Annotated in this window: 13 protein-coding genes; 5 read left to right on the forward strand and 8 right to left on the reverse strand. The window is 74.3% G+C overall.

The window, feature by feature from the left end:
• Positions 1-85: 85 nt before the first annotated feature.
• Together ACZ5WK_RS29090 and ACZ5WK_RS29095 are read right to left on the reverse strand one after the other, a co-directional pair.
• Entirely contained in the window at positions 86-742 is a 657-nt protein-coding gene (locus ACZ5WK_RS29090) for a response regulator (RefSeq protein WP_465551722.1), read from the reverse strand.
• A gap of 684 nt (positions 743-1,426) precedes the next feature.
• On the reverse strand, positions 1,427-2,632 hold the full coding sequence (locus ACZ5WK_RS29095; RefSeq protein ID WP_465551645.1) for a sensor histidine kinase: 1,206 nt from the start codon (positions 2,630-2,632) through the stop codon (positions 1,427-1,429).
• 683 nt (positions 2,633-3,315) lie between these two features.
• Here ACZ5WK_RS29095 and ACZ5WK_RS29100 point away from each other — a divergent pair.
• Entirely contained in the window at positions 3,316-4,044 is a 729-nt protein-coding gene (locus tag ACZ5WK_RS29100) for an IucA/IucC family C-terminal-domain containing protein (RefSeq protein WP_465551647.1), read from the forward strand.
• 164 nt (positions 4,045-4,208) lie between these two features.
• Here ACZ5WK_RS29100 and ACZ5WK_RS29105 read toward each other — a convergent pair whose 3' ends face one another.
• Together ACZ5WK_RS29105 and ACZ5WK_RS29110 are read right to left on the reverse strand one after the other, a co-directional pair.
• Positions 4,209-5,006, reverse strand: coding sequence for a FadR/GntR family transcriptional regulator (locus ACZ5WK_RS29105; protein WP_465551648.1), 798 nt, complete (start codon positions 5,004-5,006; stop codon positions 4,209-4,211).
• Positions 5,007-5,626: 620 nt separating this feature from the next.
• A complete protein-coding gene (locus ACZ5WK_RS29110; protein ID WP_465551649.1) occupies positions 5,627-6,586 on the reverse strand; it encodes an NHL repeat-containing protein in 960 nt (319 codons plus the stop codon).
• A 538-nt stretch (positions 6,587-7,124) separates the two neighbouring features.
• Between ACZ5WK_RS29110 and ACZ5WK_RS29115 the strand changes: the two genes are divergently transcribed.
• The gene (locus ACZ5WK_RS29115) at positions 7,125-8,342 is read left to right on the forward strand and encodes a CaiB/BaiF CoA transferase family protein (RefSeq protein WP_465551650.1); all 1,218 of its coding nucleotides are present in this window, start codon (positions 7,125-7,127) and stop codon (positions 8,340-8,342) included.
• Between the two features lie 126 nt (positions 8,343-8,468).
• Here ACZ5WK_RS29115 and ACZ5WK_RS29120 read toward each other — a convergent pair whose 3' ends face one another.
• The 4 genes from ACZ5WK_RS29120 to ACZ5WK_RS29135 form a co-directional block, all read right to left on the reverse strand.
• Positions 8,469-10,091, reverse strand: a complete 1,623-nt coding sequence (locus tag ACZ5WK_RS29120) for an alpha-amylase family glycosyl hydrolase (RefSeq protein WP_465551652.1) — start codon at positions 10,089-10,091, stop codon at positions 8,469-8,471.
• Positions 10,092-10,289: 198 nt separating this feature from the next.
• Positions 10,290-10,937, reverse strand: a complete 648-nt coding sequence (locus tag ACZ5WK_RS29125; RefSeq protein ID WP_465551654.1) for a bifunctional 4-hydroxy-2-oxoglutarate aldolase/2-dehydro-3-deoxy-phosphogluconate aldolase — start codon at positions 10,935-10,937, stop codon at positions 10,290-10,292.
• Positions 10,934-12,604, reverse strand: coding sequence for an N-acyl-D-amino-acid deacylase family protein (locus ACZ5WK_RS29130; RefSeq protein WP_465551656.1), 1,671 nt, complete (start codon positions 12,602-12,604; stop codon positions 10,934-10,936). Before ACZ5WK_RS29130 ends, ACZ5WK_RS29125 begins: the two co-directional genes overlap by 4 nt.
• 59 nt (positions 12,605-12,663) lie before the next feature.
• Positions 12,664-13,977: a type III PLP-dependent enzyme domain-containing protein gene (locus ACZ5WK_RS29135; RefSeq protein WP_465551658.1), complete on the reverse strand. Its 1,314-nt coding sequence runs from the start codon at positions 13,975-13,977 to the stop codon at positions 12,664-12,666.
• Positions 13,978-14,105: 128 nt separating this feature from the next.
• Between ACZ5WK_RS29135 and ACZ5WK_RS29140 the strand changes: the two genes are divergently transcribed.
• The 3 genes from ACZ5WK_RS29140 to ACZ5WK_RS29150 are packed head-to-tail and all read left to right on the forward strand — an operon-like array spanning position 14,106 to position 16,447.
• Positions 14,106-15,254, forward strand: a complete 1,149-nt coding sequence (locus ACZ5WK_RS29140; RefSeq protein ID WP_465551660.1) for a sugar kinase — start codon at positions 14,106-14,108, stop codon at positions 15,252-15,254.
• Complete coding sequence (locus ACZ5WK_RS29145) at positions 15,251-16,003, forward strand: IclR family transcriptional regulator (RefSeq protein ID WP_465551662.1); 753 nt, start codon at positions 15,251-15,253, stop codon at positions 16,001-16,003. Before ACZ5WK_RS29140 ends, ACZ5WK_RS29145 begins: the two co-directional genes overlap by 4 nt.
• Positions 16,004-16,030: 27 nt before the next feature.
• Entirely contained in the window at positions 16,031-16,447 is a 417-nt protein-coding gene (locus ACZ5WK_RS29150) for a RidA family protein (protein WP_465551664.1), read from the forward strand.
• The last annotated feature ends 32 nt before the right edge of the window (positions 16,448-16,479 follow it).

A 16,479-nucleotide genomic window follows, 5' to 3' on the forward strand; every position in this document is an offset into this window, starting at 1 on the left:
CGCTCCCCCCGTATCCCCCGCCCTCCCCCGCATCCCCCGCCCTCCCCGCCGAACGGCCGGGCAACGTGCGAGGGACACAGCGCCACTACGCGGTCGGATACGCGTACCCCATCTCCCAGGCGTGCACGGCAATGCCGACCCGGTTCTGCACGCCCAGCTTCCGCTGGATGCTGGCGACGTGCGTCTTCACCGTGCCCGGTGAGATGAACAGCTCGGCGGCGATGTCCGCGTTGGTCCGGCCCGCTGCGACGTGACCGGCGACCTCCACCTCCCGTTCGGTGAGCGGCACGACGAGACCACGACGGCTCTCCGGACGCCGGGGCGCCGTCACGTGCTTCAGCAGCCGGACCGTGACGGACGGGCTGATCAGGCTCTCCCCGCCCGCCGCCGCCCGGACCGCCTCGGCCAGCAGGGCGGGCCCGGACCGCTTCAGCAGGAAGCCCGACGCCCCGTGCTGAAGAGCCGGGTAGACGTACTCGTCGAGGTCGAAGGTGGTCAGCACCACCACCCGCACCGGTGTGACGGCACCCGGCCCGGCCAGCCGTCGGGTCAGCTCCAGGCCGTCCATCCGGGGCATCCGGATGTCGACGAGCGCGACGTCCGGGCGCAGCTGCCCGGCGAGTTCGAGCGCGGCGGCGCCGTCGGCTGCCTCGCCGACCACGGTGATGTCGGGCTGCGCCTCCAGGATCCGCCGCACACTCCGGCGGACCGCCTCCTGGTCGTCCGCGATCAGCGTGCGGATCGGAGCCTGGGCGGCCTCCGGCGGCTCCGCGCCGATCACCGTCGCGGACGCGACCCCTGGCGGCACCGCAGCGGGCAGCGCTGCACGCGCCGCAGCAGACGCCGGGCTCCTCGGGCTGCGCTCCGAATGGGGACTCGTCACGGGGAGCAGTCTCGCACGCCCCGCACCGCCCCCCACCCCGCGTCGCCCAGCGGCTCAGGCGGTGTCGCCCTTGAGCTCCGTCGCGCAGCACGGTTATGTGCGGCGGGACTTCGACGCGGAACCGGGCGTCACAGTTGGCGATTCCGCTACAACTCGCTTCCAGCGTGAGGGTGTCGTCATCCAACGCCCAGCTGCTTCTCTGCTTTCCGATGACGTCCGCCCTGAACCAGCGGATGACCTTGATGTCCTGACGGTCCGCCACCACCAGATCGGTCGGAACGTGGTGGAGCGAGACAACGTCGAGAGTGGTGCCGTGATAGCCGAAGGTCTTGTCCTCCGGGGTGGCTTCGTCGGCCTTCGCGCAACCGGTGACGGCCACCAGCGCAGCGAGGGCGACCAGCGCGACCACGGTGGCAAGCACCCGGCGGACGGGCGTGTCCGGCACAGCCGGTGTGGCAGTCATGGGAAGGGTCCTCCCGGGGAAGCCGAACGGCCTACCGACCGACCACCCCACCGGCTCCCCACCGGCTCCCGCAGCTGCAACTACCGCACCGGCAGCTCGCAGCTGATCCGCCAGCCCGACGGCCGGTGCGGACCCGCGACGAGTGTCCCGCCGTGGGCGCCCACCCGCTCGGCCAGGCCGGCCAGTCCGGTACCGCCGCTGCCCGGGAGCCGCCGCAGCAGCCCCTTCGGACCACCCCCGCGCCCACCGTCGTCCGTCACCGACACCACCACCGACCGGAGCGCCACCGCCGCAAGCCCGCCCCCATCACGCGAACCACCCGAGTCGTGGGGCCCACCCGGACCGGCCGACCCGACCGGGCCGCCCACAACCGCCACCCGCACGATCGCCTCCGCCGCACCGGGCGCATGCCGCCGCACATTGGTCAGCCCCTCCAGCACGACCGCGTACGCAGTGGCCTCGGCCTCGCGCGACAGAAGCCCGGTGGCCTCCGGCGCCAGCTCGACGGCGGCCAGGGTCGAACCGCTCCCCGAGAAGCGCCCGCCCAACTCCGGCAGGTCGGCCAGCCCGTGCACCCGGGTGGCCCCGACCGCCCGACCCTCCGCCACCTCGTCCGCCTGCGGGTCGCGCAGCGCGCCCACCATCGCGTCCATCGAGTCCAGCGCCCGCAGACCGGCCTCCTCCAGTCGGCGCAGCAGGGCGGCCGCCTCCATTGCGTCCAGGCCGGGCAGCTGGCCGGCCTGGGCCTCCAGCACGATGCCGGTGATCTCGTGGGCGACGAAGTCGTGCAGTCCCCGGGCCACTTCGAGTCGCTGCTCGCGGCGGGCGCCGGCCACTGCCCGCTCCCGGCGGGCGTCCAGGGCCCGCAGGTAGAGGCCGGCTCCGGCCACACCGACTGCCGGAAGGAGCGAGAGCAGCAGGGCGACGAGCGAACCGGTCCAACCCGCCTGGGGTACCCGGAGGGTGAAGCGCAGCGGCACCAACAGCACGGCCAGGCCGACCGCCACCCCGACCGGCCCCGCCCACCGGCCGGGCACCCGCCGCGCCGCCCGGCCGAGCAGCACCAGCAGCGCAAGCCACTCGAACGGCAGCCAGAACGCGGCGAGGCGGTACGGACCCGAGTAGCCCGCATCCAGCACCAGCGAGGCGACCGCGACGGCACCCGCCGCGGCCGCCGGCGTCACCCCGCGGGACGGCCACCGCAGGAGCGCCACCGCCGCCGCGAGCGCGGCCATCGCGGCGACGAGCAACGCGGCCGCACGCTGGCCCGGGTGCGCCAGCACCACCGGCGCCAGCATGCCGAGCGCCGCGACGGCGGACAGCGGCCGGCGAAGCCGCGCCGCAACGGCGGCGGGGGGCCCGGTCAGAGCCGGCCGATCCAGGGCCGGTCGATCCGGGGTCGACCGGGGCGGGGCCGGCCGGGGCGAGGCCGGCTGGTGGGGAGGGACAGCCGAAGTGGACCGGCCGTCCGACGCCGGGATTTCGGAACGCATGCGCCGAGCCTATGGCGCGGCGCCCACCGGATTCCTCGGGCCCAGCTCCCGGGGGAGGCCGGGATCCTCCCCGGGACAATCACATCCCCCCACCACAGACGGAGTGCTGATTGAACCTCAGGTCGCTTCGCCGGCACCGGACATGCACCCTCGCCCTCTGTCACGACTCCCGGACAGCGGCGGCACCACCGTCACCAATGGTGCGGCGCGGTCACAACCCGGGTCGAGGGGCGTCCCGATCCCGGGCCGCGGGGGCGCGGTACCGTTCGTCGGTACCGACAACGACAACGTCACGTACGGGGCCGACCGCCCGACCCGCCCGACCCGAAGGACCGCCCGATGCCCCACCACCGCCCGACCGCCGGCCGCACCTTCCGCGCCGCCCGCCCTCGGTCCGGCGCAGGCGTCACAGCGGGCCCCACAGCGGGCCCCACAGCGGACCCGGTGGCGGGCCCGACGGACCCGGCGGCCACCCGATGACCACCACCCCTCCCGACTACAGCCGACTCGCCACCGTCGGCCCGTACTTCGCGCTGAACGCCGCCACCGCGCCCACCGACACGCCGCCTCCCGGCTTCCGGCCGCTGCACGAGCTCTACGCGGAGGGGCCGGACGGGTTGCTCCCCGCACGCGTGCGGGAGGTCGCGCGACGGCTCGGCACCGGCGAACCCCGGGTGGCGGCCTCGATCCTGCACCTCGGACTGGCCGCCCGGTTCTGCTCGGTGAGCCTCGGCGCAGCCGTCCTGCTCGGCGTGGTCCCCTCCTTGGACCCCGGCAGTGCATTCGTACGCGTGCCGGAGCAGGGGCCGATCGATCTCTGGACGCCGTACGAGCCCCGGTCGGAGGACACGCGGGCCGACGACAAAGAAGCCCTGACCCAACGCCTCCACCGAGCTCTCGTCCAAGGCCAGTTGGCGCCGCTTGCCGCCGCCGTCCGGGCCACGGTGCCGCTCTCGGAGCGGCTCCTCCAGGGCAACGCCGCATCCGCACTCGCGGGCGCGTTGCGCATGCTCGGCCCCCACACGGCTCCCGGCCGGGCCAGGGCACTGGCCGCGGGGCTGCTCGACCGGCCGCCGCTGGCCGGCGCCGGGATCCTGGACGACACCGGCTTCCGGCGGAACAGCTGCTGCCTCTACTACCGCGTGGGCCCGGGCGCGGGAGTATGCGGCGACTGCTGCTTCACCCGGCCACCCCGTCGCACCTGAGCACCTCCCCACCGCCACTGACGGCACCGCCGACACAGCCACAGCCACAGCCACAGCCGGACGGGATACCTCCGAGGTCGAAGGTCAAACGCGCATCCGGCCCGGCACGCCCAGCCGGAAGGCCACCCCGGCCGGGGACCAGGCTGGGGACCAGGCCGACACGCTCATGACCGCTCCGCCAGGAAGGTCGAGGACGCCGGCCGAGGAACCCGCGTCGAGTCCGTCAGCTCCAGGTGGCCCCGCACCAGGTGGTGCACGCACGCGACGGTGTGCGCCTCCGCCGCCGCGCGGGCGCCGGGCCCGTCCCCGGCAACCACCGCGACCAGGATCTCCCGGTGCTGTTCGGCGAACCGCTCCCGGTCGGGCACGTAGGGCGCCGGCAGCCAGAGCAGCGGCCCGAGTTCGGCCTGGAGCCGGACGGCGAGCCGGGTGAGGCGCGCCGACTGGGCGGCGACCGCGAGTTCGATGTGGAAGCGGGCATCGGCACGACGCAGCTCGGCGGGGGTGCGGGCCTCCCGCAGCGCGGTGACCAGCCGGGTGAGACGGCCGGCCAGGTCGGCGGGCGCGCGTTCGGCGGCGAGCCGGGCAGCGGTTCCGGCGACTGCCAGCTCCTCGTCCCCCAGGTCGCGCAACTCGACGGTGCCGAGTTCGCGCAGCCGGGCGAGCTGGAGACGGTCCGATCCTTCCGCCGGGGTGCGGACGAAGCTGCCGCCGTTGCGGCCGCGCCGGGTCTCGATCAGTCCGGCGTCGCGGAGCAGGGCGAGCGCCTCGCGCAGGGTTCCGTTGGCGACGCCGAGTTGGTCGGCGAGGTCGTTCTCGCTGGGCAGTTGGTCGCCGTCGGCGACCAGGCCGAGGGCGATCGCCTCGGTGATCCGGCGGGCGACGGCATCGGCCCGGCCGAGGTCGGTGAGCGGGGCGAGGACGGCACTGAGCAGCGGGGTCTTACTCCCGGTGGTGGTCAATGGCGGGCCCTCCCCGATCACCGTCCTGCCGAGTGTTTCCGGCAGCGTACAACGCAGACAGCCGTGACCCCCTTGCCCCTGGAAACTCACTCTCGTACGTTTCCCCGCGCCCTGGCCCCGAGCGTCACGTCACGCCCCCGGTTCAGGCGCGACACGAATCTCTGGGCCTATGTCTCCCTCAGATTCACGTATCTCTCCCCCGCCGTCGGCGTCTGCACACCCCTCTCCACCTCTCTCTCCACCGCCGGCCCGCCGATGCTCTGGAGCTTCCCGGTCGTCTGGCTCGTGGGCCGGCGGGGCCCCGGCCTGTGGGTACTGGCCGGCCGCAGCAGCCCGGACCAGCCGGCCACCTGGGTGGACAGCATCGAACTTACCTATCCCACAACCTGGTTGAGCGGCGGTGAACGCGTCCTCAGCACAGCCCCCCACGGGTCACACCGACTCACCGCCCCCCACCTGCACCCCTGCACCCCTGCGCCCCATCCACCGGGGCCCCACCGGTGGCCCGAGCGAGGCCGATTCCCCCACCCGGGTCCACCGGCTCACCGCGACCGCATGCGAATCCGCAGCCGCAGCCGCAGCCGGCTACCGGCTACCGGCTACCGGCTACCGGCTACCGGCTACCGCTCCAACGTCGCGAGGAGCAGGTTGGGGTCGGTCCGGGTGAGGTAAGCCGCGCTCGGGACATACACGGTGTCGCCGCGGACGGCCACCGAGGTCGGGTTGGAGAGGCCGTCCTGCCCGGTGAGGACGGTGTGGTGGCTGCCGTCCCCGGCGATGTAGACGGCCTCGCTCGTGCCGTTGATCGCGGCGATCACGTTGTTGCTGTGCCCCAGGAAGGCGAAGTCGTCGATGCCGACCATGCCGGTCGCGCGGGTCTCGGCCGGCCCGGCGGTGCCGTCACCGTCGATCGGGATGCGCAGCAGGTTGCCGGTGTCGGTGTTGCCGACCCAGACGGCGTGGTGGTGCACCTTGAGACCGTTGGCGCCGAAACCACCGTGGGGCTTGAGCAGCGCGTCGTCGGACCAGACCGTCGAGGCCCCGCCCTTCAGAGGGGTGGCGTAGACGACCCCGAGAGCCGAATCGGCGGTGTAGAGCAGGCCAGAGCGCTCGTCGAGGGCGAGGCCGTTGGGGAAGCTGGTGACGGGGAGGGCGGAGATGCGTTCCGGGGTGCCGCCGGGGCAGAGGCGCCAGATGCCGGTGAGGTCCTCGGTGCCGGTGGCGTAGGCGAAGTAAAGGGTTCCGTCGTGGGCGCGGGCGATGCCGGTCACCACGGCCGCACCGATCAGCGGGGTGGCCGGCTGTGCGGGCGCGGGCAGGACGGCCAGCTCGGTGAGGTTTCCGGCCCGGTCGACCCGGCCGATCTTGCGGGCGAAGGAGAAGGTGAGGTCTGCCGAGCCGTCCGGTTCGAGGGCGATGTTCTCCGGTTGGAGGCCCAGGTCCAGGTTGAAGTGGGCGATGATCCGGGGCTGCGAGAGCGGCGGCGCGACAGCGACGGCCGGGGTGGCCACCAGCAGGGCGAGGGCTGTGGAGGCGGCGGTACCGAGCAGGCCGGCAAGCCGGCGGGGCGGGCGGGTCATGGGTGTCTCCTCGAACTCGACGTCGAACTCGGAGTCGTACTCGAACTCAGAACCGAACGGGGGTGGGCTTAGCGCGCACCTGTCAGCAGAGCACGCACACCGCCCCTGCCACCCGCATTGCGCCGCCGCGCCACCACGAGATCCCCCGCTCGGGCCACCGCCGTCCGGGGAACACGGCACCACGGACCCCGCCAGACGAAACGTCCATCCGGCCCTGGCACTCCACGAGACATCGCGTCGACTGCGCCGGCTGCCCCCGGCCGCACAGAATGATCCGCACCCGACGGACCGGCCGGGCGACAGCACCGGGCCCGGCGACACAACGCCCGGCGACACGCAGCCGGGCGACACAAAGCCGAACGACAGGAAAACCGGACGAGCGAGAGGGAGAGCGATGGTGCTCACCAGGCAGGCAGCGGCGCGGCGACCACCGCCTCCCGCGCCGGGCGGTACGGCGAGACGCCGGCCCGGGCGGTCCCCACCACCCGTACCGTGTACCTCCGCGTATGCACCCCCTCCCCACCACTGGAGGCACCTCATGAACCTCCCTCTCTCCGGCGTCCTGGTGGCCGACTTCGGCCGCGTCCTCGCGGCGCCGTACGCCACGATGCTCCTCGCCGACCTGGGCGCGGACGTGGTCAAGGTCGAACGGCCGGGCACCGGGGACGACACCCGCGCCTGGGGCCCGCCGCACGTCGGGGGCGAGGCCACCTACTTCCTCTCCGTCAACCGCAACAAGCGCTCGATCGCACTCGACCTGCGCGACCCGGCCGACCACGCCCGCGCGGTCGAACTGGTCCGCCGCGCGGACGTCCTGGTGGAGAACTTCCGCCCGGGCACGATGGCGAAGCACGGCCTCGGCTACGAGGAGAGCAAGGCCCTCAACCCCCGGCTGGTCTACTGCTCGGTGACCGGTTTCGGCACCGGCCCGGGCGCCGAACTGCCGGGGTACGACCTGCTGGTGCAGGCCGTCGGCGGGCTGATGAGCGTGACCGGACCGGCGCCCGGCGAGCCGGTGAAGACGGGCGTGGCCCTGGTGGACGTGCTGGCCGGGCTGCACGCCGCGGTCGGGGTGCTGGCCGCGCTGCGCGAGCGGGACGCCACCGGCGAGGGCCAGTTGGTGGAGGTCAACCTGCTCTCCACGCTGCTCTCCAGCCTGGTCAACCAGTCCGCCGGGTACACCCTGGCCGGCGTGGTCCCGGGCATCCTCGGCAACCGCCACCCGTCGATCGCGCCGTACGAGGTGCTCACCGCCGCCGACCGGCCGCTGGTGATCGCCGTCGGCAACGACCGCCAGTTCGCCGCACTCTGCCGGGGGCTGGACGTGCCGCAGCTCGCCACGGATCCCCGGTTCGCCACCAACTCGGACCGCGTGGCCCACATCGACGTGCTGGCCGCCGAACTCACCGCCCGCCTCCGGCACCGGACCGCCGCCGAGTGGTGCACCCTCCTCACCCCGCTCGGTGTGCCGTGCGGACCGGTGAACGACCTCGCCGACGCCTTCCGACTCGCCGACGCCCTGGGCCTGGAGCCGCGCACCACACTGACCGGCCCGGACGGCACCGACGACGGTGAACCGCTCGACCTGGTCGCCAACCCGATCGGCCTCTCCCGCACACCTCCGCGCTACGAGCGCCGCCCGCCCCGGCTGGGCGAGCACACCGCCGAGCTCAGAGCCTGGCTGGACGGCCGACTCCCCCACCGAGCAGAGGACCACCAGTCCCCACCCGGCACCGACGCCCCTGGCGCCGGGTGAAGCCGGGTGAAGCCCTCCCGCGAGGGGGGTCAGACCGCGACCGCCTCCTCCATCTCCTCCTCGGCCTCCGCCGACGTCTGCGGCCACCCGGGCCCGCCCCCGGACCAAGGCCCGCTCTCCCGGGCATCAGCCCAGCTCGAACACCCCGTACGAGAAGCCCTCCGCCCGCAGCTCCCCGTCGGCCACCCGCACCCCCTGCACGTCCAGCGGCCGCGCAACGACCGACCCAGGGCCCGCCGCCACCGACCCGGCTCCCGCACCGACCGACCCGAGCGGCACCGAGCCCGGTTCCCGCCGCGGGTTGACGGCGACCAGGTACCGGCCCGCCCGGGTGTACACCAGCGGGTACCCGGCGTGCCGGACCTCCACTCCACCCTCCGCACCGAGCCCCGGGTGGGCCCGGCGCAACGCGATCAGCCGGCGGACGGTGTGCAGCAGCGAGGTCGGGTCGGCCCGCTGGGTGGCGACGTCGGGCCGGCGGGGGTCGGGGTCGACGGGCAAGTACAGGCGCTCGGCCGGTGCGGTGGAGAAGCCGGCGTTCGGGCCCGGCGCCCACTGCATCGGCGTGCGCGAGCCGGCCCGGTTGTACTGCGGACCGAGCACGCTGCCCTCGACGTCGGGCAGGTCCGGCAGGTAGCGCATGCCGATCTCGTCGCCGTAGTAGACGGCGGGCAGGGTGGGCCAGGTGAGCAGGAGGGCGAAGGCGGCGGCGAGTTGCTCGGCGGTGCGCGGGCCGGTGGCGAGCCGGGAGAAGTCGTGGTTGGCGGTGGGGAGTGCGATGTACCCGGCGCCCTCGGTGAGTTCGGCGGCGGAGCGCCAGGCGTCCAGGAAGACCTGCGGGGTGCCGAGGCCCTCGGCGTCGAAGTAGCAGGGGCCCTGCTTCCAGTACTCCTCCACCGTGCCGGCGTTGTTGTTCCAGAGCGAGCGCAGCGGCAGGCCCCGGTCGGCGCCGCCGAACTGGAGGAAGAAGTCGGCGTGGAAGCCGGCGGCGACGGCGGTGGCCGGGTCGCCCCACTCGGCGAACAGGGCGGCCTGCGGGTGGCTCCGGTCGAGCCAGTCGCGCAGTTCGGTCCAGAGCTTGGCGGTCTCGGTGAACCCGGGGTCGTCCTTGACCAGCGAGGAGGCCATGTCGACGCGGAAGCCGGCCACGCCGAGGCCGAGCCAGTGAGCCATGATCTCGCGCAGAGCGGCGCGGTTGGCGCGCGGGCCGTCGGCGTCGACCGGCTGGCGCCAGGGCTCGTCGTAACGGGTGCGCGCGTAGCCGAAGTTGAGCGCGGGCTGGCAGTCGAAGAAGTTCGGCCGGTACCAGCCGGGGCGGCTGCCGGGCGAGGCGACGAAGCCGTCGACCGGGCGGTCGGACCAGATGTAGCGGTGGTCGGACCGGTCCTCGGCGGCGGCGAGGAACCAGGGGTGGCGGTCGGAGGTGTGGCCGGCGACGAGGTCGAGCAGGAGCCGGATGCCCCGTCGGGCCGCCGCCTCGGCGAGGGCCGCGAGGTCCTCGGTGGTGCCGTAGCGCGGGGCCGGGGCGAGGTAGTCGCTGATGTCGTAGCCGGCGTCGCGGAACGGCGAGGCGAAGCAGGGGTTGAGCCAGACCGTGTCGACGCCGAGCCAGGCGAGGTGATCGAGATGGTCGGCGATGCCCGCGAAGTCGCCGATGCCGTCTCCGTCGGAGTCGGCGAAGGTCTGCGGGTAGATCTGGTAGAGGACGGCGTCGGCCAGCCAGTCGGGGCCGGGGCGGGTCGAGGTCATGGGGTGGATCCTCCTGCCGGGTCCGGGGGCCGGGTCTACCGATTCTCGTCCAATCCCGGCCGTCCCGACAGCCCGCATCCACCACTCCCTGCCCCTGCCCCTGCCCTCCCCCTCCCCCTGTCCCTGCCCGACCCGGCCGACCCGGCCAAGCCCCACCCCCGCCACCGGCACCACCCCTGACCGGAACGCGCCGTACCGCTAGCGGGCCGCCCCGCACGCCTCGGTGAACGCCTTCGCCCGCCGGGTGATCTCCGCCCAGTCGCCGGCCGCGACGACGTCCGGCGCCACCACATCCGTCCCGGCGCAGACCGCGAGGGCGCCCTGGGCCAGGAACTCCGCGGCGTTGCCCGCGTTGACGCCACCGGAGGCGACCAGCGGGACGTCCGGGTACGGGCCGCGCAGGTCCTTGAAGTAGCCGGGGCCGAACGCCCGGGCCGGGAAGATCTTGACGGCCGCGGCGCCGAGTTCGACCGCCTGCGCCACCTCGGTCGGTGTGAGTGCGCCGAGCACCACCGGCACCCTGGCGGCGTGCGCGCGCTGGGCCACGTCGGGCCGGAGTCCGGGGGTGACCAGGAACGCGGCGTCGGCGGCGAGGGCCCCCTCGGCCTGCTCCACGGTCAGCACGGTGCCGACCCCGACCCGCCAGCCCTCCCGCGCGGCGCGGCGCAGATGTTCCGTCACATTCGGTGTGGTGTAGGTGAATTCGGTCAGATTGATGCCGCCCTCGGCGAGCGCGGCGCAGAGCGCGACGGCGTCGGGTATCCGGGGGGCGCGGACCACGGCGATGACGGGCGAAGCGGCCAGCACGGCGCGCATGCGGGCGAGGACGGCGGGCGTGGGGCTCATGCGGCTCGGGTCCCTCGGTCGGTTCGGCGCAGGGCGCGCCCGGGCCGGGCGCCCGTGGTGCGGCCCTGCCGGACAACGGCGGTGCCGTTGACGTAGACGTGCTCGATGCCCGCGGCGGGCCGCCGGGGCTGCTCGAAGGTGGCGGTGTCCTGGACCTTCTCCGGGTCGAAGAGGACCAGGTCGGCGTGGTGGCCGGGGGCGATCAGGCCGCGCCGGTCGAGTCGGAGCCGGGCGGCGGGGCGGCCGGTCATCCGGGCGATGGTCTCCTCCAGCGTGAGCACCCCCGACTCCCGGCTGTAGCGGGCCAGGTAGCGGGGGAAGGTGCCCCAGGCCCGCGGGTGCGGGCGGGCGCCGACCAGCAGGCCGTCGCTGCCGACGGTGTGCACGCGGTGGCGCATGATCGCCCGGACGTTCTCCTCGTGGCCGACGTGCTGGAGGATGGTGGTGGCGAGCTCGTCCCGGCGCAGCAGGTCGAGGAAGACGTCCGTCCCGCTCTGCCGCCGCTCGGCGGCGAGTTCGGCCACCGTCCGCCCGACGGCCCCCGCCAGCGCGGGGTTCCGGACGCCGGAGAGCTGGATGGTCGCCCAGTCGGTGACCACCCCGTGGCAGCCGTCACTGCCCTTCTCCTCCACCTCGTACCGGATCCGCTCGCGCGCGTCCGGCTCGCCGAGCCGGGCCAGGGTGGCCCGCGGGCCGCCCTCGGTGGCCCAACTGGGCAGCAGGGCGGCCAGGGTGGTGGATCCCGGCAGGTAGGGGTAGCTGTCGAGGGTGAGGTCGACGCCGTCGGCAAGGGCCCGGTCGACCAGGTCGAGGAGTTCGCCGGCCCGCCCCTGGTTGACGCCGAAGTTCATGGTGGCGTGGGTCAGGTGGACGGGGCAGCCGGACTGCCGGGCGATCTCCACCATCTCCGCGTAGCCCTCCAACGCGCCAGCCCCGTAGGAGCGTTGGTGCGGCGCGTGGAAGCCTCCGTACTGCGCGACCACCCGGCAGAGCTCGACCAGCTCGGCGGTGCCGGCATACATCCCCGGCGTGTACGTGAGCCCGCTCGACATCCCGACCGCCCCCTGCCGCAGGCCCTCCCCCAACAGCGCGCGCATCCGGTCGAGTTCGGCCGGGCGCGGCGCCCGGTTCTCCCAGCCCACGGCGAGCATCCGCAGCGTGCCGTGCGGGACGAGGTAGCAGGCGTTGATGCCCGTACCCGTCCGGTCCAGCCGGTCCAGGTACTCCCCGACCGTCCGCCAGTCCCAGTCGAAGCCCTCCGGGTCGCCGTTCCAGCCGGCGATCTGGCGGCGCAGCGCCGGCAGTGTGGTGTCGTCGACCGGCGCGTAGGACAGGCCGTCCTGGCCGAGGACTTCGCAGGTGACGCCCTGGGTGACCTTGGCCGGGTGCTCGGGTTCGAGCAGCAGGGCGAGGTCGGAGTGGGCGTGCATGTCGATGAACCCGGGGGCCAGTACCAGCCCGTCGGCGTCCACCTCCCGTGCGGCGGCCAGGCCCTGACCGATCTCGGTGATCATCCCCCGGTCGGTCCGGACGTCGGCCCGGTACCGGTCGGCGCCGCTCCCGTCGATCACGGTGGCGCCCTTGAAGACGAGCGGACCACCACTCGCAGGAGCGCCGCCCTCACGACCACCGAGCGTCGGACCGCCGTACACCGGACCACCACTCATCGGATCGCCGTGCACCGGACCACCAAGCACCGGACCGCCACGCGTCCGGCCCGCAGCCATCAGAAGAAGGTCCTGACCAGGCCCGTGACCTTCGGCTCCGGCGCGGAGGCGTCGTCCAGCACCGGAATCAGCGTCCACCTGTCGAAGGCGGTGCACGGGTGCGAGATGCCGAGCCGCAGCACGGCGCCGACCGGGGCGAGATCGCCGGCGTCGCGCAGGAAGGCGTGCTGGTCGTTGAGCGCGGTGATCCTCGCCGTCGTGCCGGTCAGATCAGCCCCGCCCCGGACCAGCTGCGGCTCGGGCATGCCCTCGTCGAACGGCAGGTCTCGCTTGCCGGCGTCCAGCAGGGCGAGTTGGGGCTCCGGCCGGGAGACCACCCGGGCCCAGCCGTGCAGCGCGCCGCGGAACGGCGTGTCGCCGGCGCCCCGGACGAGCGGCGAGATCCCGCGGTAGAAGCCGTCGTCGTGGGCGATGTACGCGCCCGAGCGGAGCACCACGAAGGCCTCCGGGAGGGCGTTCAACTCCTCGACCACCAGGTCGAAGTAGGCGCTGCCACCGGCGGTGACCAGCGGCGCGGCGGCGTCGTCGTATGCGGTGGAGAGCCGAGCGTGCAGCTCGGCGAGGTCCCGCAGGTAGCCCCGGACGGTGGCCAGCCCGTCCGCACCGGCGTCGTGGGCCAGTGCGCCCTCGTACCCGCCGATGCCGGCCAGCCGCAGGGTGGGTGCGCGCAGCACGGCGGCGGCGACCTCGACCGCCGCGTCGACGCCGCGGGTGCCGGTGCGCCCGCCGGGGCCGCCGAGTTCGACCAGCACCTCGACCGGGCGATCGGCGCCGGCCGCCCGCAGCGCCTCGTCCATCAGCCGGACGCTCTCGGTGGAGTCGACCCAGGAGACGAAGGCGAACGAGGGGTCGGCGGCCAGTTCGGCGGCGAGCCAGCCGAGCCCGGCCGGGTCGAGCAGGGTGTTGGCGAGCAGGATCCGCTGTACGCCGAAGGCCCGCGCGACCCTGACCTGCGGCAGGTTGGCGAGCGTGATGCCGTGGCTGCCCGCGTCGAGCTGCGCCTGCCAGAGCGCGGGCGCCATGGTGGTCTTGCCGTGCGGGGCGAGCGCGACGCCGGCCTTGGCACACCAGTCGGCCATGGTCCGCACGTTGTGGTCGACGGCGGCCCCGTCGAGGGTGAGCAGCGGGGTGCCGAGCCCGGCGAGGGTGGGCCCGGTGGCGAGGTAGTCACGGGCACTGAGGCCCGAGGCGGCGGGCGGCAGCGCCTTGAAGCGCCAGTCGAGCACCTCGTCGGCGAGGGCCGCCACCTTGCCGGTGTCGATCGCCGGCCCGGTGCCGGTGCTTGCGAAGGTGCCTGCGAAGGTCTGGTCCACCGTCTTCCTCCATCTACCGTGTTGCAACATGTGCAACGAGGGTTGCACATGCTGGCAGCACGGTTCTAGCATCGGCGCCGGACCAAGGTCAACGGAACGGCCGCCGCAGCACGCGAGGAGCCCAGCTGATGCCCCGACAGGATCCCGCCGCGAGCTCGGGCACCCCGCGGCCGACGTCTCCGACGGCGGTCTGCGTGGGCGAGTCGATGGCGGTGCTGCTGCCGGACCGGCCGGGCCCGCTGGAGTCGGTGGAGCACTTCCGTCTCGCGGTCGGCGGCGCCGAGTCCAACGTGGCTGGCGCGCTGGCCGCGCTCGGAGTGCCGAGCGCCTGGATCAGCCGGGTCGGCGACGACGGCTTCGGGCGCCGCCTGCTCACCGAGGTCGCCGCCCGCGGGGTGGACGTCTCCGCGGTCTCCGTGGACCGGCACCGCCCGACCGGGCTGTACCTCAAGGAGGTCGGCGGCACCACCGGCAGCCGCCACGACCTCGGGCCCGGGCGCAGCCGCCTGCACTACCACCGCCGCGGCTCGGCCGCCGCCACGCTCTCGCCCGCCCTGCTGGCCGACCCGGCTGCCGCCCGGCTGCTGGCCGGCGCCCGCCTGCTGCACCTGTCCGGCATCACCGCCGCCCTCTCCGACGACTGCCTGTCCCTGCTGCGCGCCCTGCTCGCCGATCGCCGGCCGGGCCGGCTGGTCAGCTTCGACCTCAACTGGCGCCCCGCCCTCTGGCGCGACCGCGACCCGGCCGTACTGCCGCCACTGCTGGACGCCGCCGACGTGCTGCTGCTCGGCGCCGACGAGGCCGAGGCCGCCTTCGGCACCGGCGACCCGCGGGCGCTGCGCCGCCGCTTCCCCTCCCCGGCGACCGTGGTGGTGAAGGACGCCGCCCGGCTGGTCACCGCGCTGGACCGGGACGGTACGGCCGTCACCGAGCCGGCCCTCGCCGTCGAGGTGGTCGAGGCCACCGGAGCGGGTGACGCCTTCGCGGCGGGCTACCTGGCAGGCACCGTGCGCGGCCTGGACCAGCGCCGCCGACTGCGGCTCGGCCACCTCAGCGCCGCCTGTGCGCTGACCGCCCACGGCGACCAGGCCGAGCTGCCGCCGGCGCCCGCGGTCGATGCTCTGCTGGCCGCCTCCGCCGCGGACTGGGCGGCGACCCGCGTGTCGGCGGACGGCATCGTGTCGCCCGTCCTGCCGACGAGCGCGGGGGCAGCCGCACGCCCCGGGCCGGCCACAGACCCGCTACCGGCCCCTTCCCCGGCCCTTGGAGCCCCATGAGCCAGACCGTCACCCGCGCCCTGCGCATCCTCGCCGAGCTCGGCGAGGGCGAGCGTTCCCTGGACCAGCTCGCCGAGGTGCTCGGCGTGCACAAGACCACGGTGCTGCGGCTGCTCCAGAGCCTCGAAGAGGAACGATTCGTCTACCGCGACCCGGCCTACCGCTACCACCTGGGCGCCGGCCTCTTCGCACTCTCCGGGCTCGCCCTGGAGCAGCGCGGCGTCCGCCGGATCGCCGCCCCGCACCTGGCCGAGCTGAACGCCGCCACCGGCCAGACCGTGCACCTGGCCGCCTATGAGGGCGGCGAGGTCGTCTACATCGACAAGTACGACTCGCGCCACCCGGTGCGGATGTACTCCCGGATCGGCCTGCGCGCGGCCCTGCACAGCGCGGCCGTGTCCAAGGTGCTGCTGGCCGACCTGCCGGCTGCCGAGCGGCGCCGCGTGGTGGCGGGCATCGACTTCACCCCGCACACCACCCGGACGCTGACCACCCCCGAGGCCCTGATGGCCGAGCTGGAGAAGGTCGCCGCCCAGGGCTGGGCGCAGGACCACGCCGAGCACGAGGCGTTCATCAACTGCGTGGCCGCCCCGATCCGGGATGCCGGCGGACGTGTCGTCGCGGCCGCCTCGATCTCCGTCCCGGACGTCGTCCTCCCCTACGAACAGGTGCTGGAACTGCTGCCGCAACTGCTCGCCACCACCCGCGCCATCTCCGCCGACTGCGGGCAGACACCCCCGGCCGGCTGACCGCCCGCCCCCGACCAGAGGAAGCTCATGAGCGACTCCATCCAGAAGACCGAGATCCGCACGGACGGCGCCCCCGCCCCGGCCTGGATGTTCTCCCAGGGTGTCCGCAAGGGCCCGATCCTCCAGGTCTCCGGCCAGGGCCCGCAGGACCCGGCCACGGGCGAGTACCTGTTCCACGGCGACGTGAAAGCGCAGACGCGCCGGACGCTGGAGAACGTCAAGGCGATCGTCGAGGCCGGCGGCGCCACCGTCGAGGACGTGGTGATGTTCCGCGTCTACCTCACCAAGCGGGCCGACTTCCCGCTGATGAACGAGGTCTACGCCGAGTTCATCGAGGAGAACATCAAGCCGGGCGGGGTGAAGCCCTGTCGCACCACGATCTTCGTCGAGCTGCCGCAGGAGCCGATGCTGGTCGAGATCGACGCGCAGGCCGTGATCGGCTGACCGGCCACACCCGCGAAGGGCCCGGACGACCG

It is taken from the genome of Kitasatospora sp. NPDC032757 (genome assembly GCF_055579305.1).

What these genes read in the sequence shown, in the direction of transcription:
- ACZ5WK_RS29100 (WP_465551647.1), top strand. Translation starts at nt 3,316, where the DNA reads ATGACCACCACCCCTCCCGACTACAGCCGACTCGCCACCGTCGGCCCG.
- ACZ5WK_RS29110 (WP_465551649.1), bottom strand. Translation starts at nt 6,586, where the DNA reads ATGACCCGCCCGCCCCGCCGGCTTGCCGGCCTGCTCGGTACCGCCGCC.
- ACZ5WK_RS29115 (WP_465551650.1), top strand. Translation starts at nt 7,125, where the DNA reads ATGAACCTCCCTCTCTCCGGCGTCCTGGTGGCCGACTTCGGCCGCGTC.
- ACZ5WK_RS29120 (WP_465551652.1), bottom strand. Translation starts at nt 10,091, where the DNA reads ATGACCTCGACCCGCCCCGGCCCCGACTGGCTGGCCGACGCCGTCCTC.
- ACZ5WK_RS29125 (WP_465551654.1), bottom strand. Translation starts at nt 10,937, where the DNA reads ATGAGCCCCACGCCCGCCGTCCTCGCCCGCATGCGCGCCGTGCTGGCC.
- ACZ5WK_RS29130 (WP_465551656.1), bottom strand. Translation starts at nt 12,604, where the DNA reads ATGAGTGGTGGTCCGGTGTACGGCGGTCCGACGCTCGGTGGTCGTGAG.
- ACZ5WK_RS29140 (WP_465551660.1), top strand. Translation starts at nt 14,106, where the DNA reads ATGCCCCGACAGGATCCCGCCGCGAGCTCGGGCACCCCGCGGCCGACG.
- ACZ5WK_RS29145 (WP_465551662.1), top strand. Translation starts at nt 15,251, where the DNA reads ATGAGCCAGACCGTCACCCGCGCCCTGCGCATCCTCGCCGAGCTCGGC.
- ACZ5WK_RS29150 (WP_465551664.1), top strand. Translation starts at nt 16,031, where the DNA reads ATGAGCGACTCCATCCAGAAGACCGAGATCCGCACGGACGGCGCCCCC.